The 14362-nt window shown below is 72.5% G+C and carries 14 protein-coding genes and 1 pseudogene; 5 read left to right on the forward strand and 10 right to left on the reverse strand.

Translation table 11 applies throughout. From position 1 onward, the window contains the following. Positions 1-411 (forward strand): annotated as a pseudogene (locus NS331_RS07520) (alpha/beta hydrolase); the annotation flags it as partial. Between the two features lie 56 nt (positions 412-467). Here NS331_RS07520 and NS331_RS07525 read toward each other — a convergent pair. Then, a complete protein-coding gene (locus NS331_RS07525; protein WP_058641391.1) occupies positions 468-1769 on the reverse strand; it encodes a D-amino acid dehydrogenase in 1302 nt (433 codons plus the stop codon). 143 nt (positions 1770-1912) lie between these two features. Between NS331_RS07525 and NS331_RS07530 the strand changes: the two genes are divergently transcribed. Next, the gene (locus tag NS331_RS07530) at positions 1913-2389 is read left to right on the forward strand and encodes an Lrp/AsnC ligand binding domain-containing protein (RefSeq protein ID WP_058641392.1); all 477 of its coding nucleotides are present in this window, start codon (positions 1913-1915) and stop codon (positions 2387-2389) included. Between the two features lie 36 nt (positions 2390-2425). Here the strand turns inward: NS331_RS07530 and NS331_RS07535 are convergent, their stop codons facing one another. The 4 genes from NS331_RS07535 to NS331_RS07550 all read right to left on the reverse strand — a co-directional run bounded on the left by NS331_RS07535 (position 2426) and on the right by NS331_RS07550 (position 6261). After that, positions 2426-3370, reverse strand: a complete 945-nt coding sequence (locus tag NS331_RS07535) for an adenylate/guanylate cyclase domain-containing protein (protein ID WP_058641393.1) — start codon at positions 3368-3370, stop codon at positions 2426-2428. Positions 3371-3446: 76 nt separating this feature from the next. Further along, positions 3447-4415, reverse strand: a complete 969-nt coding sequence (locus NS331_RS07540; protein ID WP_242873683.1) for an LD-carboxypeptidase — start codon at positions 4413-4415, stop codon at positions 3447-3449. Continuing rightward, positions 4412-5635: a tRNA adenosine(34) deaminase TadA gene (tadA, locus tag NS331_RS07545; RefSeq protein WP_058641394.1), complete on the reverse strand. Its 1224-nt coding sequence runs from the start codon at positions 5633-5635 to the stop codon at positions 4412-4414. The genes NS331_RS07540 and tadA overlap by 4 nt, the downstream gene beginning before the upstream one ends. Next, the gene (locus tag NS331_RS07550; RefSeq protein ID WP_058641395.1) at positions 5635-6261 is read right to left on the reverse strand and encodes an FMN-binding negative transcriptional regulator; all 627 of its coding nucleotides are present in this window, start codon (positions 6259-6261) and stop codon (positions 5635-5637) included. The genes tadA and NS331_RS07550 overlap by 1 nt, the downstream gene beginning before the upstream one ends. A 78-nt stretch (positions 6262-6339) precedes the next feature. Here NS331_RS07550 and NS331_RS07555 point away from each other — a divergent pair, with 78 nt between their 5' ends. Then, on the forward strand, positions 6340-7452 hold the full coding sequence (locus NS331_RS07555) for a DUF72 domain-containing protein (RefSeq protein ID WP_058641396.1): 1113 nt from the start codon (positions 6340-6342) through the stop codon (positions 7450-7452). A gap of 25 nt (positions 7453-7477) precedes the next feature. Here the strand turns inward: NS331_RS07555 and NS331_RS07560 are convergent, their stop codons facing one another. The 4 genes from NS331_RS07560 to NS331_RS26060 are packed head-to-tail and all read right to left on the reverse strand — an operon-like array spanning position 7478 to position 11306. Then, positions 7478-8113: a PqiC family protein gene (locus tag NS331_RS07560; protein ID WP_058641397.1), complete on the reverse strand. Its 636-nt coding sequence runs from the start codon at positions 8111-8113 to the stop codon at positions 7478-7480. Further along, positions 8110-9795, reverse strand: a complete 1686-nt coding sequence (locus NS331_RS07565) for a PqiB family protein (protein WP_058641398.1) — start codon at positions 9793-9795, stop codon at positions 8110-8112. The genes NS331_RS07560 and NS331_RS07565 overlap by 4 nt, the downstream gene beginning before the upstream one ends. Before the next feature lie 60 nt (positions 9796-9855). Continuing rightward, a complete protein-coding gene (locus tag NS331_RS26055; RefSeq protein ID WP_440589373.1) occupies positions 9856-10578 on the reverse strand; it encodes a paraquat-inducible protein A in 723 nt (240 codons plus the stop codon). Between the two features lie 56 nt (positions 10579-10634). After that, positions 10635-11306: a paraquat-inducible protein A gene (locus NS331_RS26060; RefSeq protein WP_058641399.1), complete on the reverse strand. Its 672-nt coding sequence runs from the start codon at positions 11304-11306 to the stop codon at positions 10635-10637. 153 nt (positions 11307-11459) lie between these two features. Between NS331_RS26060 and NS331_RS07580 the strand changes: the two genes are divergently transcribed. Further along, positions 11460-12035, forward strand: a complete 576-nt coding sequence (locus tag NS331_RS07580; RefSeq protein ID WP_058641400.1) for a DUF2239 family protein — start codon at positions 11460-11462, stop codon at positions 12033-12035. Between the two features lie 122 nt (positions 12036-12157). Then, a complete protein-coding gene (locus NS331_RS07585) occupies positions 12158-13456 on the forward strand; it encodes an MATE family efflux transporter (protein ID WP_082702338.1) in 1299 nt (432 codons plus the stop codon). Positions 13457-13486: 30 nt separating this feature from the next. Here NS331_RS07585 and NS331_RS07590 read toward each other — a convergent pair whose 3' ends face one another. Continuing rightward, positions 13487-14341, reverse strand: a complete 855-nt coding sequence (locus NS331_RS07590; RefSeq protein ID WP_058641401.1) for an isocitrate lyase/PEP mutase family protein — start codon at positions 14339-14341, stop codon at positions 13487-13489. Positions 14342-14362: the final 21 nt, after the last annotated feature.

Here is a 14362-nt window from a genome sequence, read left to right on the forward strand (position 1 = left end):
CTGCGCCGCGACGGCCTGCGCTGGATCCCGCGCAACAACGGCGACATCAAGATCCCGGTGGTGACGCTGCACACGCTGGGCGACCTGTTCGTGCCCTTCAGCATGGAGCAGATCTACCGCCAGCGCGTGGTGGCCAAGGGCAACGGCAACTGGCTGGTGCAGCGGGCCATCCGCGGCATCACGCACTGCGACTTCACGGTCGCCGAACAGGTGGCCGCCTTCGACGCCATGATCAAGTGGGAGCGCGACGGCGTGAAGCCGGCGGGCGACGACGTGCTGACGCCGGCCACGGTGGCCAACACCAACTACGGCTGCACCTTCACGGTCAACACGGCCGGGCCGGACGACAGTGCGCAGACCATCGGCATCCGTAACCTGCTGGTGTCCAGCGGCGCCGGCTGCCCTCCGTGACGGGATGAGCGCTTGAGGCGGCGCGCGGGCGCAGGCCCCCGCCGCCGCTCCGGCGCTCAGGCGGGCTGCACGCCGGCCGACGGGTGCCGGTGCACGCTGCGGCCCCGGCCGGCATAGCGGTCCACCGCCAGGCCGTCGGTGCTGATCTGGGGCCGCTGGCCGGTCACCAGGTCGGCGGTCAGCTTGCCGGAGCCGCAGGCCATGGTCCAGCCCAGCGTGCCGTGGCCGGTGTTGAGGAACAGGTTGCCCCAGCGCGTGCCGCCGACGATGGGCGTGCTGTCGGGCGTCATGGGACGCAGGCCGGTCCAGAAGCTCGCGGCCGGCAGGTCGCCGCCGGGGAACAGCTCGCCCACCACCTTCTCCAGCGTGGCGCGGCGGGCGGGCTTGAGGCTCAGGTCGAAGCCCGACAGTTCGGCCATGCCGCCGACGCGGATGCGGTCGGCGAATCGGGTGACGGCGATCTTGTAGGTTTCGTCCAGCACGGTGGACTGGGGCGCCAGCGACTCGTCGACCAGCGGCACGGTCAGCGAGTAGCCCTTGACGGGGTAGACCGGCAGGTCCAGCCCCAGCGGCTCCATGAGTGCACGCGAATAGCTGCCGAAGGCCAGCACGTAGCGGTCGGCCTCCAGCCATTGGCCGTTGACCTGCACGCCGCTGATGCGGCCGCCGTCCGTGCCCAGGCCCTGCACATGGCTGCCGTAGCGGAATTCCACGCCCAGGCCCCGGGCCAGTTCGGCCAGGCGGGTGGTGAAGATGTGGCAGTCGCCGGTTTCGTCGTTGGGCAGGCGCAGGCCGCCGACCAGGCCGCCGCCGGTGCGGGCCAGCGCGGGCTCGACGCGGGCCAGGCCTTCGCGGTCCAGCAGTTCGTAGGGCACGCCGCATTCCTGCAGCACGGCGATGTCGCGCTGCACGGCATCCAGCTGCTGCTGCTTGCGGAAGAGCTGCAGCGTGCCGCCGGTGCGCTGCTCGTAGTCGATGCCGGTGTCGGCGCGCAGCTGGCGCAGGCAGTCGCGGCTGTACTCGGCCACGCGCATCATGCGTTCCTTGTTGACGGCATAGCGGTCGGCGGAGCAGTTGCGCAGCATCTGGGCCATCCAGCGCAGCTGGAACAGGCTGCCGTCGGCGCGGATGGCCAGCGGCGCATGCTTCTGGAACATCCACTTGAGCGCCTTCAGCGGGATGCCGGGCGCGGCCCAGGGCGTGGAGTAGCCGGGCGAGACTTGGCCGGCATTGCCGAAGCTGGTTTCCAGCGCAGCGCCGGGCTGGCGCTCCAGCACCGTCACGCGGGCGCCCGCGCGGGCCAGGTAGTAAGCCGTGGTCGTACCGATCACGCCGCCGCCGAGAACAATGACTTTCATGGCCAATCCCGCTGAGAAAGAAGACTCAAGGAGTCGATTGCAGGACTTTATTCAGGACCAATCCGAAAACTTGACGGTTCTTCTGGTGATGTGCAGCAAAATCCGCTGCCCAATCCTGTGCACGCCCCTCCCGGCCCGACGACATGCCCGAATTCGCCACCCTGGACCGCATCGACCGCAAGATCCTGGACATCCTCCAGCGCGAGGGCCGCATCGCCATCACCGACCTGGCGCAGCGCGTGGGCCTGTCCACCTCCCCCTGCTCGGAGCGGGTCAAGCGGCTGGAGCGCACGGGCGTCATCAGCGGCTACCACGCCCGCGTGGCGCCGGAGGCACTGGGCAAGATGCTGCTGGTGTTCGTGGAGATCAAGCTTTCGTCCAAGTCGGCCGACGTGTTCGACAAGGTGCGCAACGAACTGCTGCACATGCCCGAGGTGCTGGAATGCCACCTGGTCTCCGGCGGCTTCGACTACCTGGTCAAGGCGCGGCTGCGCGGCATGGGCGAATACCGGCACCTGCTGGGCGACATCCTCAAGAAGCTGCCCGTGCCGGCGGAATCGCACAGCTATGTGGTGATGGAGGAAGTGAAGGAGACGCTGATCCTGCCGGTGGACCGGTGAGCGAGCAGGCCCGCCGCGCGGCCAGCCCGGCCCGGCTCAGCGCCGCAGCGCCTGCGCCGCCAGCCGCACCTGGCCGCCGCCGGTGTGGAAGCTGATCGTCGGCGCGGTGAAGTCCGACAGCGGCGCGCCCAGGCCGATCTCGCCGCTGCCGTGCAGCACGCATTCGTCGCGCCGCAGCGCGACCTCGCTGGTGCTGCCCTCGGCATGGTGGAAGCGCACCCAGGTGCCGTAGCTGCTGACGTCGGTCAGGATGCAGCTGCCGTTGCGCGTGTCGATGCGCGCATGCAGCCGCGACACCCGCGGGTCGTTCACCACGAAGTCGGCCTCGTGCACCCGGCCCAGATGGATCGGCAGTTCGTCCGCCAGGAAGGCCGCCTGCACGTCCAGCCAGGCCAGCTCGATCTGGCCGAAGGAGGACGACGCGCCCGCCTGCGCCATCGCCGACAGGGGCGCCGGCATGGTGAGCAGGTCGGCCAGCTCGTCCTGCCAGTCGATGCGGTGCACCGTCGCCGCCAGCTGCCGGCCGCGGATGGCGATGGGGCCCAGGCTGCGGTGGCGCACGTCGGGGCCGAGCGGCGCAGCCACCGATTCGGTGGCCCAGATCTGGCCCGGCCCGGCCAGGTCGCTCAGGCGCGAGGCGACGTTGACCGCGTCGCCGTAGATGTCGCCTTCCACCTCCACCAGCTCGCCGCTGGCAATGCCGATCTGCAGTTCCATGCGCATCGGCTCGGGCCATTTCAGCAACCGCTTGTGGTGGCTGCGCTGCACCTCCAGCATGGCGTGCACCGCCTGGGCGCAATCGGGAAAGAGCGCGAACACGCCGTCGCCCAGCGTCTTGACCACCCGGCCGCCGTGCACCTCGCAGACCTGACCCACCCACTGCACCAGCCGGGTGACCGTGTCGGTGGCGCGCACATTGCCCATCGCCTCGAACACCCGGGTGCTGCCGGTGAGGTCCGCAAAGACGACTGTTTGGGGCATGTGACTTATTTAACGAAATGTGTGTGGATTATGGCGAGACTCGGCGCAAACGCCATGCACCGGCCGCAGGAGGCGCTCAGGCCTCAGCGTGGTTGTGGTGGTGATGGCCGCCGTGCCCGCTGCCGCCCACGCCATGGCCCCAGACGATGAAACCCTCGCGGCCTTCCACCGCCACATCCACCGCCGCGCCCACCGGCAGCAGCACCTTGGTCGGCACGTGGCCGAAGGGCAGGCCCGTGAGCACCGGTGCCTTGACCTGGGTGCGCAGCCGGTCCACCACTGTCCTGAGCTTGAAGCCGCGGTCGTGCGGCGCCGCCTTGAAGCCGGTGAACTGGCCGAGCACGATGGCCTTCTGGCGCGCCAGCACGCCGGCCAGGCGCAGCTGCTCCAGCATGCGCTCGATGCGGTAGGGATGCTCGCCCACGTCCTCCAGGAATAGCACGCCCTTGTCCACCTGCGGGAAGTACGGCGTGCCCAGCAGGCTGCACAGCACCGCCAGGTTGCCGCCCCACAGCGTGGCGCCGCGCACCGGCTTGAAGACAGGCGGCTCGTCGCGGGCCGGCAGGCGCCAGCCGGTGCCCTCCCCCGCGCCGTCGAGCAGGTCGTCGAAGCAGGCGGCCGTGATCTCGTCCACCCCGGCCTCGGCACCGAAGTCGCCGGCCAGCGTGGGCCCGGCCCAGCTCACGGCGCCTGTGCGCGCCAGCAGCGCCAGCTGGAAGGCGGTGAAGTCGCTCATGCCCACGAAGGCGGTGCCGCGCTCGATGGCCTTGGCGACGGCCTTGTAGGGAATCGCGTCGAGGATGCGCGTGAGGCCGTAGCCGCCGCGCGAGATCAGCGCCACGTCGGCACCGCTGGCTGCGGCGCGGCCGATGGCGGCCACGCGCGTGGCGTCATCGCCGGCGAAGCGCTGCTGGGCCGTCAGGGCGGTCTCGTCGACCTCCACCTCGTGGCCCTGGGCGCGCAGCCAGGCCACGCCGCGGCGGAAGGCCGGCTTCTCGCGCACGGCGCTGGAGGGGGAATAGATGTAGATGTGCTTCGGATTCACCCGCGGGAGTATCCCACCCGGCCCCCGGCGACCGCCGCGGCCTCCGCGCGGCGCCACCGGGCGGCCAGGGCGGCGGCGGCGTCGGGGCCCAGGTCCTGCACCTCGGGCCGCCGGCGGCGGGCGAAGGCGCGCAGCGCGGCGGCATGGCCGCGGTCGGGAAAGGGCGCCGCCCACGCGCGGGCGGCGGCGGTGGCCGCATCGCCGCGCACGGCGAGCAGTTCGGCGGGCATGGCCAGCCGGGGGCCCGCCAGCACGCCACGCTGCGCCAGCGCCTCGGCCAGCGGCGCCATGTCCGCATAGAAGAGCAGGCCGACCGGGCCCGCCTGCAGCGCCGCCAGCCACTCCTGCAGCACCTGCGCATGCCAGTCCAGCGCATGCGCGGCCTCGCGCTTGGGCTTGTCGCTGCGGCCGAAGCCGATCAGGTCGGGGACCAGCAGGCGGCGGTCCGGCAGATGGGCCGGCAGATGGCGGAACAGGTGGCCCCACTGGCCCGGGCCATGCAGGCACAGCACGGCGGGCGGCTGCCCGGCCGACGCGGGCGGCGGCGCATCCCCGTCAACGCCGGGGCCGTGGTCGGCATAGGCCAGCCGCAGGCCGGCCAGCGCGGGCAGCGCGCTGGCGAAGGCATGCGGCCCGTCCAGGCCGGCGAAGCGCGATTCGGGCGTGCGCAGAGCGTCGTCGCGCACCGGCTGCGCCTGCGACCGGGCCTGGGCGCGCCGTGCACGGAAGAAGTCCTGCAGCAGCGCGCCGCAGTCCTCGGCCATCACGCCACCCGCCACGGCCGTCTGGTGGTTCAGCGGGCCGATGCCGAACAGGTCCAGCACCGAGCCGGCGGCGCCGGTGCGGACATCGGGCGCACCGTATACCACGCGCGCCAGCCGCGCATGCAGCATGGCGCCGGCGCACATGGCGCAAGGCTCCAGCGTGACGTAGAGCGTGCAGCCGTCGAGCCGGTAGTTGCCCAGCGCCTGGCCGCCGGCACGCAAGGCGGCCATCTCGGCATGGGCGCTCGGGTCGCAGGTCGCGACGGGCGCGTTGCGGCCGGTGGCGACGACGCGGCCGTCGCGCACCAGCACCGCGCCCACCGGCACCTCGCCCGCGTCGGCGGCGGCGCGGGCCTCGTCCAGCGCGAGGGCCATCCAGCGGCGGTCCTCGGCGGTCGCCGGGGATGGCGCCGGCGCGAGGCCGGACGCGCCGGAACGGGACGCCGGTTCGCGCATCAGCCTTCGGCGCCGACGCGGTCCATCCAGGCACCCAGGCCCGCCGCGGCACCGCCCTGCGCGGCATGCAGCCGGCGCATGGCCGCCTCGGCCTCTTGCCGGTGCTGGTTGAGCTTGAGCTTGCACTGCCAGTGCTCGACCCGCAGCGAGAAGGCGGCGATGCCGGCCAGCATGCGGCGCTGGTAGTCGTCGCCCAGGTCGCGCCATTGCTGCGCGTAGGGCGGCTCGTGCTGGCCGATGAGCTGCTTGAGCAGGGCGTCCTTGGCCTCGGCCTCCGGCAGCAGCGTGGCGTGCACGCGGCAATGCACGGCCACGTAGTTCCAGGTGGGCACGCGCTGCCGGTCCGGATAGACGGTGGGCGACACATAGCCATGCGGACCGAGGAAGGTGACCAGCGCCTGCGGGCGGGCCTGCAGGTGCTTCCATTGCGGATTGGGACGCGCCACGTGGCCGAGCAGCGTCCAGCCGGCCGCCGCACCGGCATCGCCTTGCAGCACCAGCGGCAGGTGCGTCACGAAGGGAAAGCCGTCCTCGTCGGTCGTCACCAGGCTGGCGAAGGGATGCTCGCGCATGAGCTGCGCGGCGAGCGCGGGGTCGGCGGCGTCAAAATGGGCGGGCAGGTACATGGACAGACCTCGGGGGCGAAGCGGGCGATTGTCCAGCCTGCGGCCCGCCGCCATGGCCACCGGTGCAACGCGGGCCCCATGCAGGATTCACTTTTCGGCGACGACCTTCCCCTTCCGGCAGCGGCGGCGCCCGCGGCCGCGCGGCCCGTGCCCGCCGAGGCTGCCGCGCCGGCGCAGGCCGATGCGCCGGCAAGCGCCCGCCGCGCCTCGCGCCCCAAGAACGCGCCCAAGGTGGAGCCCGCCGCGGTGGACGACGCCTTGCGCGCCCAAGCGGCCCGCCTGCCGCCCGGCCTGCGCCTGGGCACCTCCTCCTGGCACTTTCCCGGCTGGGCCGGGCTGGTGTGGAACGGCGACTACGACGGCACCGTGCTGTCCCGCCACGGCCTGGCCGCCTATGCGCAGCATCCGCTGCTGCGCACCGTGAGCCTGGACCGCAACTTCTACCGAGCGCTCACCGCCTCGCAGTTCGCCGCCTATGCGGCGCAGGTGCCGGAGGATTTCCGCTTCGTGGTGAAGGCACCGTCGGTGGTGAGCGACGCCCTGGTGCGCGCCGAGGACGGCCGCGGCCAGCGGCCCAACCCGGCCTTCCTGAATCCGCAACTGGCCGTGCAGGACTTCGTGCAGCCGGCGCTGGACGGCCTGGGCCACCGCGTCGGCGCGCTGGTGTTCCAGCTCAGCCCCCTGCCCGCCGCCCTGCTGGCGCGCATGCCCGAGGTGCTGGCGCGGCTGGATGCCATGCTCGGCGCCCTGCCCGCCCTGCGCGCCACGGCGCCGGATGGCGTCATCGCGGTGGAGGTGCGCAACCCGGAATTCCTCACGCCCGAGTTCGCGCGCGTGCTCAAGGCCCACGGCGCCACCTACTGCCTGGGCCTGCATCCACGCCTGCCCGCCATCGAGGACCAGTTGCCGCTGCTGCGCGCGCTGTGGCCCGGGCCGCTGGTGTGCCGCTGGAACCTCAACCGCCTGCACGGCGCCTACGGCTACGAGGAGGCCAAGGGGCTCTACGAGCCATTCGACCGGCTGGTCGATCCCGACCCGCACACCCGCCAGGTGCTGGCCCGCGTGATCGCCGGCACCACCCAGGCAGGCCAGGCCGCCTACGTGACCATCAACAACAAGGCCGAGGGCAGCGCGCCGCGGTCGGTGCAGGCGCTGGTGGATGCGGTGCTGGCGCCACCGCCGGCATCCTGAGCGTCGTCGGCTATCCGGAGGACCTTCAGCCGTTCGGCCCCGGGCAGGCCGCCGGCCGTCCCGCCTGCAGCGCCGCGACATGGCGCGCCATGGCGTCCGACACCTGCGCCACGATGCGCTGCCCCGCCAGCGCGACGCCCTCGATGCCGCCGGGCGCCGGCTCGCTGCCGCTCCAGCGGCAGGTGCTGCGCTGCGTGCCGTCGGACTGCCGCACCGTCCAGTTGAAGCCGGCCTGCACCTGGCCGCCCGCGGTGGCGTCGAAGCGCTCCACCTGGGTGGTGATGCGCCACGGCGGCACCGAGGCCATGCCCGGCCCGCGCGTCGCGTCGGTGGCGCCCAGCCGCGCTGCCACGCCCGTGGCCAGCGCGTCGCGAAGTTCCTGTTCGAAGGAGGCGGCCCAGCGGTGCTGCTCCAGCACCTGCACTTCGCCACCCGCCGGGCCGCGCACCACCATCTGGGGGCGGGCCAGGCGCTCGGGCACGGCCAGCGGCGCCATCTCGATGGCGATGCCGCCCGGCGGCGGCGCCACCAGCGGCTGCGGCAGTGCCGGCTCGGCCAGGGTGAAGTAGCGGTCGGGCTCGGACGCGCATCCCGCCAGCCCCAGGGCCAGCAGGGCGGCGCCGAGCGCGCCGGCGATTCGTCGGGGTGCCGTGCGGCTCATCGCTTCTTGTCCTCCGGTTTGCCGCGCAGCAGCGATTCGGGATGGCGTTCCAGGTAGTCGGTCAGCACGCGGATGGAGCCGGCGGCGCGCGACAGCTCCTGCAGCGTCTGCCGCAGGTCCTGCTGCAGGGGCGCGTCTTCCGACAGCGTGCGCGTCGCCGCGTTGATGGTGCGGCGCGCATCCTTCATGGCGCCGGCCAGCTCCGGCGTGACGTCGGTGTTGATGCGGCTAACCGTGGCCTCGGCGCTGGTCAGCGTGCGGTCCAGCGTGGCCAGGGTCTTGCGCAGGTCGCCCGCCAGTTCCTTGAAGGGAATGCTGTTGATCTTGGTCGCGATCTCCTGGATCTGCTGCTGCAGCTCGTCGAAGCTGCCGGCCACCGTCGGGATCTGGATCGGGTCCTGGTTGGTGTCCACCTTCACCGGCTTCTCCTTGGGGAAGAAGTCCAGCGCCACGTACAGCTGGCCGGTCAGCAGGTTGCCGGTGCGCAGCTGCGCGCGCAGGCCGCGGCTGATCAGGAAGCGGGTGCGCTCCTGCTGCGTGAAGCGCGGCTCCACCGGCGGCGCCGCCTGCGAGCCTTCCAGCGTATTGGCACGGCGCAGGCGGTCGGGGTAGACCGTGATCACCACCGGCATCAGGAACTCCCGCTCGTTGCGGTCGAACTGCACGCCGATGGACTTGACCTCGCCGATGATGACGCCGCGGAAGTCCACCGGCGCGCCCGGCGACAGGCCGCGCAGCGACTGGTTGAAGTACATCAGCAGCGTCTGCGCCGGGCCGTCCGGCGGCTTCATGGCGGTGGCCTCGTCGTCGGCCAGGGCGAACACCGAGTTCTCGTTGGCCTGCGGGCCCATCACGTCGTCGGGCGCGGCGAAGGCGATGCCGCCCAGCACGATGGAGGCCAGCGACTGGGTGCGCACCTCGAAGCCGCTGGCGCCCGCCTGCACCTGCAGGCCGCTGGCATGCCAGAAGCGGGTGTTGGCGCCGACGAAACGGTCGTAGGGCGCGTTCACGAAGACGCGCAGCGCGACGCCGCGGCCGTCCCCATCCAGTTCCACCGAGGCCACCTGCCCCACCCGCACGCGGCGGAAGTACACCGGCGAGCCGATGTCCAGCGAGCCGGCATCGCGCGCACGCAGCGCGAACTGGCGCCCGCTGGCGTCGCGTGTGACGATGGGCGGCGCCTCCAGGCCGGCGAATTCGCTGGCCGTTTCCTCGTCGGCCCCGGCATCAGCGCCGATGTAGGCCCCCGACAGCAGGGTGCCCAGGCCCGACACGCCCGAGGTGTCGAAGCGCGGGCGCACCACCCAGTAGCGCGCATCCTTGGCGGTGAAGCCGCTGGCGGCGTTCTTGTCCAGCTCGACGGTCACCCGCACGTGCGAACGGTCGCGCGCCAGGCGGATGCTCTGCACGGTGCCGATCTGCACGTCCTTGTACTTGACGGCCGTCTTGTTGGCCTCCAGCCCCTCGGCCGTCTTGAAGGTGATGACGACCTCCGGGCCGCGGTTCCACAGCACCTTGGCCACCAGCGTGATGCCGACCAGGGCGGCGATCACGGGGATCAGCCAGATCAGCGACGGCACCCAGTCGCGCCGGCGCACCACGTGCGGACGCGCCAGCGCGGGCGGGGCGGCGGGCGCATCGCCGCCGGGTTGCTGGCCCGCCTGGGGCCCGGGATCACTCATTCCAACTCCTTGTTCGCCCACGAGGGGCGGGATGCGGCCGGCTCCGCGGCGGGGCCCGTCTCACGCACCGGCTTTCGAGACGGGCGCCGGCACCGCGGCGCCCTGGTCGTCCACGGCGTCTTCGGGCTCCGGCGGGCCCGCGTCCCAGATGAGCCGCGGATCGAAGCTCAGCGAGGCCAGCATGGTCAGCACCACCACCGCGCCGAAGGCCCCGATGCCCAGGCCCGCCTGCACCACGGCAAAGCCCTGGATGCGCACCAGCCCGGCCAGCAGCGCGACCACGAAGACGTCCAGCATCGACCAGCGGCCGATGAATTCCAGCACCTGGTACAGCCGGGCCCGCTCGCGCTGGCGCCAGCGGCTGCGGCGCTGGGTGGTGACCGCGAGCACCGCCAGCGCGGCCAGCTTGAACAGCGGCACCAGGAAGCTGGCGGTGAAGATCAGCGCCGCCAGCCCGTAGGAGCCCGAGATCCAGAAGAAGATGATGCCGCTGAGGATGGTGTCCTGCTGCGTGCCGAGCAGGCTCTTGGTGATCATCACCGGCAGCAGGTTGGCCGGCAGGTAGAGCGCCGCCGCGGCGATCAGATAGGCCCAGGTGCGGCGCAGGCTGTCGGGCTTGCGCTCGCGCAGCCGGGTGCCGCACAGCGCGCAGGGCTCGCCCGGGCGGGCGCCTTCCCACACGCTGGCGCAGCGATGGCAGTCGAGCAGGCCGGCATCGTGCGCCGTGACGATGGCGCCGCCGCCCTGTTCGACGCTCAGGTGCGGGCTCGCACGGCCGGCCAGGCGGGCGAGGCGGTCGCGCGCCGCCAGGGCGCGGCCGATCGGACGCGACGGGCCGCTCACCGCCCGCCTCCGGCCTCGGCCAAGCCTTCGCGCTCGAAGGCCATCTCCCAGAAGCTGCGCGGGTCGAAGGACAGCAGCGAGGTCAGCAGCACCGTCAGCCCGACGAAGGCCCACAGCGCCGGCCCGACGACCACCGTCGCCATGCCGAAGAGCTTGACGATGGCGACCAGCACGCCGAGCAGGAACACCTCCACCATGCCCCAGGGTCGCAGCGACTGCAGCGCCTTCACCAGCACCGCGAAGCCGGGCGGGCGGCGCGGCGCCGCCGCTACGCCGCCGGTCCGGCCCGCGCCCCACACCAGCGGCGCCGCCTGCAGATAGAAGAGGATGCACAGCTGTGCCAGCGGAAAGAGCAGCGTCGTCGCCAGCACCAGCAGCGCGACGGGCGACATGCCCTCGCCCGCCAGCACCACCACGGCGCCGGCCAGCGTGGTCTGGCTGCTGCGGCCCTGCAGCTCGATTTCGACGATGGGGAACAGGTTGGCGATGGCGAACAGGATCAGGCTGGCCAGCGTGAGCGGCAGTAGGCGTTCGCGTTGCTGGCCGGGATGCCGCGCCAGCTCCGTGCCGCAGCGCGGGCAGTGGGCGATTTCGCGCGGCCGAAGACGCGGCGTGCGAAATACTGCATCGCATCCCTCACAGACCGTCACATCACGCACCAGCTTCATCGGCCGGGATTCTGCCCAAACGCGCTGACGGCAGCCGGGCCTGCCCGTCACCAGCCCCCGGCATCCGGCGACCAGAACCGGCGTAGGACAAATGCCGGCTTGTTTTTACCCGGGCATATTGCAACCGTGATTTCAGCCGGGTAATATTTGGCGATGACCGACGCCACTTCGACCCCAGGGCTCACGGCCTTTCTGGGCTGCACGCGCATCGCACAGGGCCCGCGCGAGCGCGTGCTCGCCGACCTGCGCCGGCGCAACGACAACCCGCCCGCCCTGGTCTTCGACGATGCGAGCGGCGAGCGCGTGGAGCTGGACCTGTGGTCCACGGCGCCCGCGCCTGCCGCCGACGGCGGCGCGCGGCCGGCCCGCGGCGTCGGCCGGCCGCGCCTGGGCGTGGTGGCGCGCGAAGTCACCCTGCTGCCGCGCCACTGGGACTGGCTCAGCCGCCAGCCGGGCGGCGCCTCCGTGGCCCTGCGCCGGCTGGTGGAGGACGCACGGCGGGTCTATGCCGACCGCGACGCCGCGCGTGCCGCCCGCGAAGCCGCCTACGGCTTCATGAGCAGCGTGGCCAGCGCCCTGCCCGGCTTCGAGGAAGCGTCCCGCGCGCTCTTCGCGGGCGATCCGGAGCGCTTCGCCGCGCATCTGAGCGGCTGGCCCGCCGACGTGGCGGACTACGCCCGGCACCTGGCCCGCGGCGCCTGGGCGGCCGTCCCGGAGCAGGCCTCGTGAGCGGCCGCCCGCCGCTGGACGCCGCGCCCGCCCACGCCCTGCCTGCGGCCCCGCCAGGGGGCGCCGCCCTGCCCGATCCCTCGCGCCCGCTGTGGAAGACCTTCCTGTTCTTCCTGCTGCCCATGCTGCTGTCGAACGTGCTGCAGTCGCTGTCGGGCACCGTCAACAACATCTACCTGGGCCAGATGCTGGGCGTGCGCGCGCTGGCGGCCGTCTCGGGCTTCTTCCCGGTGATGTTCTTCTTCATCGCCTTCACCATCGGCCTGGGCGCCGGTGCCTCGGTGCTGATCGGCCAGGCCTGGGGCGCGCGCGAGCCCGAACGGGCGCGGGCCGTGGCCGGCACCGCCCTGTCGGTGGTGCTGGTCTTCGGCCTCATGGTGGCGGTGTTCGGCGGCCTGTTCACCCGGCCGCTGCTGCATGCGCTGGGCACCCCGGCGGACATCCTGCCGGACGCGACGGCCTATGCCCGCATCATCCTGATCGCCATGCCGGGGCTGTTCGTCTACCTGCTGTCCACCGCCATGCTGCGCGGCGTGGGCGACACGCTGACGCCGCTGTACACGCTGCTCATTTCCACCGGCACCGGCCTGCTGCTGACGCCGGCGCTGATCCGCGGCTGGGCCGGGCTGCCGCAACTGGGCGTGGCCAGCGCGGCCTGGGCGACCGTGGTCGGCTTCGTGCTCGCCAGCCTGTGGATGGGCCTGCACCTGCGCCGCCGGCGCAGCCCGCTGGCCCCTGACCGGGCGCTGCTGCGCCATCTGCGCATCGACTGGACGCTGCTGCGCGCGGTGCTCAAGGTGGGCGTGCCCACGGGCGTGCAGATGATCGTGATCTCGCTGGCGGCGGTGGTGCTGCTGTCGCTGGTCAACGGCTTCGGTTCGGACGCCACGGCGGCCTACGGCGCGGTGAACCAGGTGATCGCCTATGTGCAGTTTCCGGCCATCTCCATCGCCATCACCGCCTCGGTGCTGGGGGCGCAGGCCATCGGCGCCGGCCGCGCCGACCAGCTGGGCCGCATCACGGCCACGGCGCTGGGCATGAACCTGGCGCTCACCGGCGGGCTGGTGCTGCTCGCCTACCTGGCCTCACGGCCGCTGATGGGCCTGTTCATCACCGACCCGGCGGTGATCGAGGTCGCGCAGCAGCTGCTGCACATCATGCTGTGGAGCCTGGTGGTCTTCGGCATGGGCTCGGCGCTGGCGGGCGTGATGCGCGCCAGCGGCTCGGTGCTGGTGCCCACCGCCATCACCATCGGCGCCGTGCTGCTGGTGGAGGTGCCCGCCGCCTGGTGGATGAGCCACCGCTTCGGCCTGCAGGGCATCTGGATGGCCTACCCCCTGGGCTTCTGCGCCATGCTGCTGATGCAGACGGCGTACTACCGCGGGGTGTGGCGGCACAAGAGGATCGAGCGGATGGTGTGAGCGGCACCGCGCGGCTGCGCTCACACCTTCTCAGCCTTCGTAGCGCTTGCCGAGGGCCAGCAGTTCGGGCGTGCCGATCACGGCATTGAGGCCGTCGAAGTCCAGCATCGCGCCGCGCCAGGGCTCGGTGGTCTGGTGCGAACGCAGGCTGGCGAAGTAGCCCTGCATCGCATGGGCCAGCGCCCGCACCGTGCCACCGGGAAAGATGACGATGCGAAAACCCATCCGGCCCAGTTCGTCGGCGGGCGTGATCGGCGTCTTGCCGCCTTCGACCATGTTGGCCAGCAGCGGCACGCGGCCGGCGAACTGCCGGGCGGCCCGGGCCAGCTGCTCGGGCGTGCGCAAAGCCTCGATGAAGAGCGCGTCGACGCCGCACGCCAGATAGGCCTCGGCGCGGTCCATGGCCGCGTCCCAGCCTTCTACCGCCAGTGCGTCGGTGCGCGCGAGGATCAGCGTGTCGGCGCTGCGGCGCGCGTCCAGCGCGGCGCGCAGCTTGCCCTGCATCTCGGCGACGGGCACCACGGTCTTGCCGTCCAGGTGCCCGCAGCGCTTGGGAAAGCCCTGGTCCTCCAGCTGGATCATGGCGGCGCCGGCGCGCTCCAGGCCGGCCACGGCGCGCTGCACGTTCAGCGCATTGCCGAAGCCGGTGTCGGCATCGACGATGACCGGCGTGCGCACCCGCTCGGTGATGTGGGCCAGCGTGTCGCAGACCTCGGTGAAGGTGGTGAGCCCGACGTCGGAGCGGCCCAGCCGCGTGTAGGCGATCGAGGCGCCCGACAGGTACAGCGCCTCGAAGCCGGCCTGCTCGGCCAGCAGGGCGCTGAAGGCGTCGTACACGCCCTCGGCGCCCTGCTGGGCCTGGCCCGGCTCTTCGACCGAGTGCACGGCCTGTACCCCGAACCCAAC

The organism is Pseudacidovorax intermedius (genome assembly GCF_001476815.1).
Taxonomy (GTDB): Bacteria; Pseudomonadota; Gammaproteobacteria; order Burkholderiales; family Burkholderiaceae_C; genus Xenophilus; species Xenophilus intermedius_A.

What these genes read in the sequence shown, in the direction of transcription:
- NS331_RS07525 (WP_058641391.1), bottom strand. Translation starts at nt 1,769, where the DNA reads ATGAAAGTCATTGTTCTCGGCGGCGGCGTGATCGGTACGACCACGGCT.
- NS331_RS07530 (WP_058641392.1), top strand. Translation starts at nt 1,913, where the DNA reads ATGCCCGAATTCGCCACCCTGGACCGCATCGACCGCAAGATCCTGGAC.
- NS331_RS07535 (WP_058641393.1), bottom strand. Translation starts at nt 3,370, where the DNA reads ATGCCCCAAACAGTCGTCTTTGCGGACCTCACCGGCAGCACCCGGGTG.
- tadA (WP_058641394.1), bottom strand. Translation starts at nt 5,635, where the DNA reads ATGCGCGAACCGGCGTCCCGTTCCGGCGCGTCCGGCCTCGCGCCGGCG.
- NS331_RS07550 (WP_058641395.1), bottom strand. Translation starts at nt 6,261, where the DNA reads ATGTACCTGCCCGCCCATTTTGACGCCGCCGACCCCGCGCTCGCCGCG.
- NS331_RS07555 (WP_058641396.1), top strand. Translation starts at nt 6,340, where the DNA reads ATGCAGGATTCACTTTTCGGCGACGACCTTCCCCTTCCGGCAGCGGCG.
- NS331_RS07560 (WP_058641397.1), bottom strand. Translation starts at nt 8,113, where the DNA reads ATGAGCCGCACGGCACCCCGACGAATCGCCGGCGCGCTCGGCGCCGCC.
- NS331_RS07565 (WP_058641398.1), bottom strand. Translation starts at nt 9,795, where the DNA reads ATGAGTGATCCCGGGCCCCAGGCGGGCCAGCAACCCGGCGGCGATGCG.
- NS331_RS26060 (WP_058641399.1), bottom strand. Translation starts at nt 11,306, where the DNA reads ATGAAGCTGGTGCGTGATGTGACGGTCTGTGAGGGATGCGATGCAGTA.
- NS331_RS07580 (WP_058641400.1), top strand. Translation starts at nt 11,460, where the DNA reads ATGACCGACGCCACTTCGACCCCAGGGCTCACGGCCTTTCTGGGCTGC.
- NS331_RS07585 (WP_082702338.1), top strand. Translation starts at nt 12,158, where the DNA reads ATGCTGCTGTCGAACGTGCTGCAGTCGCTGTCGGGCACCGTCAACAAC.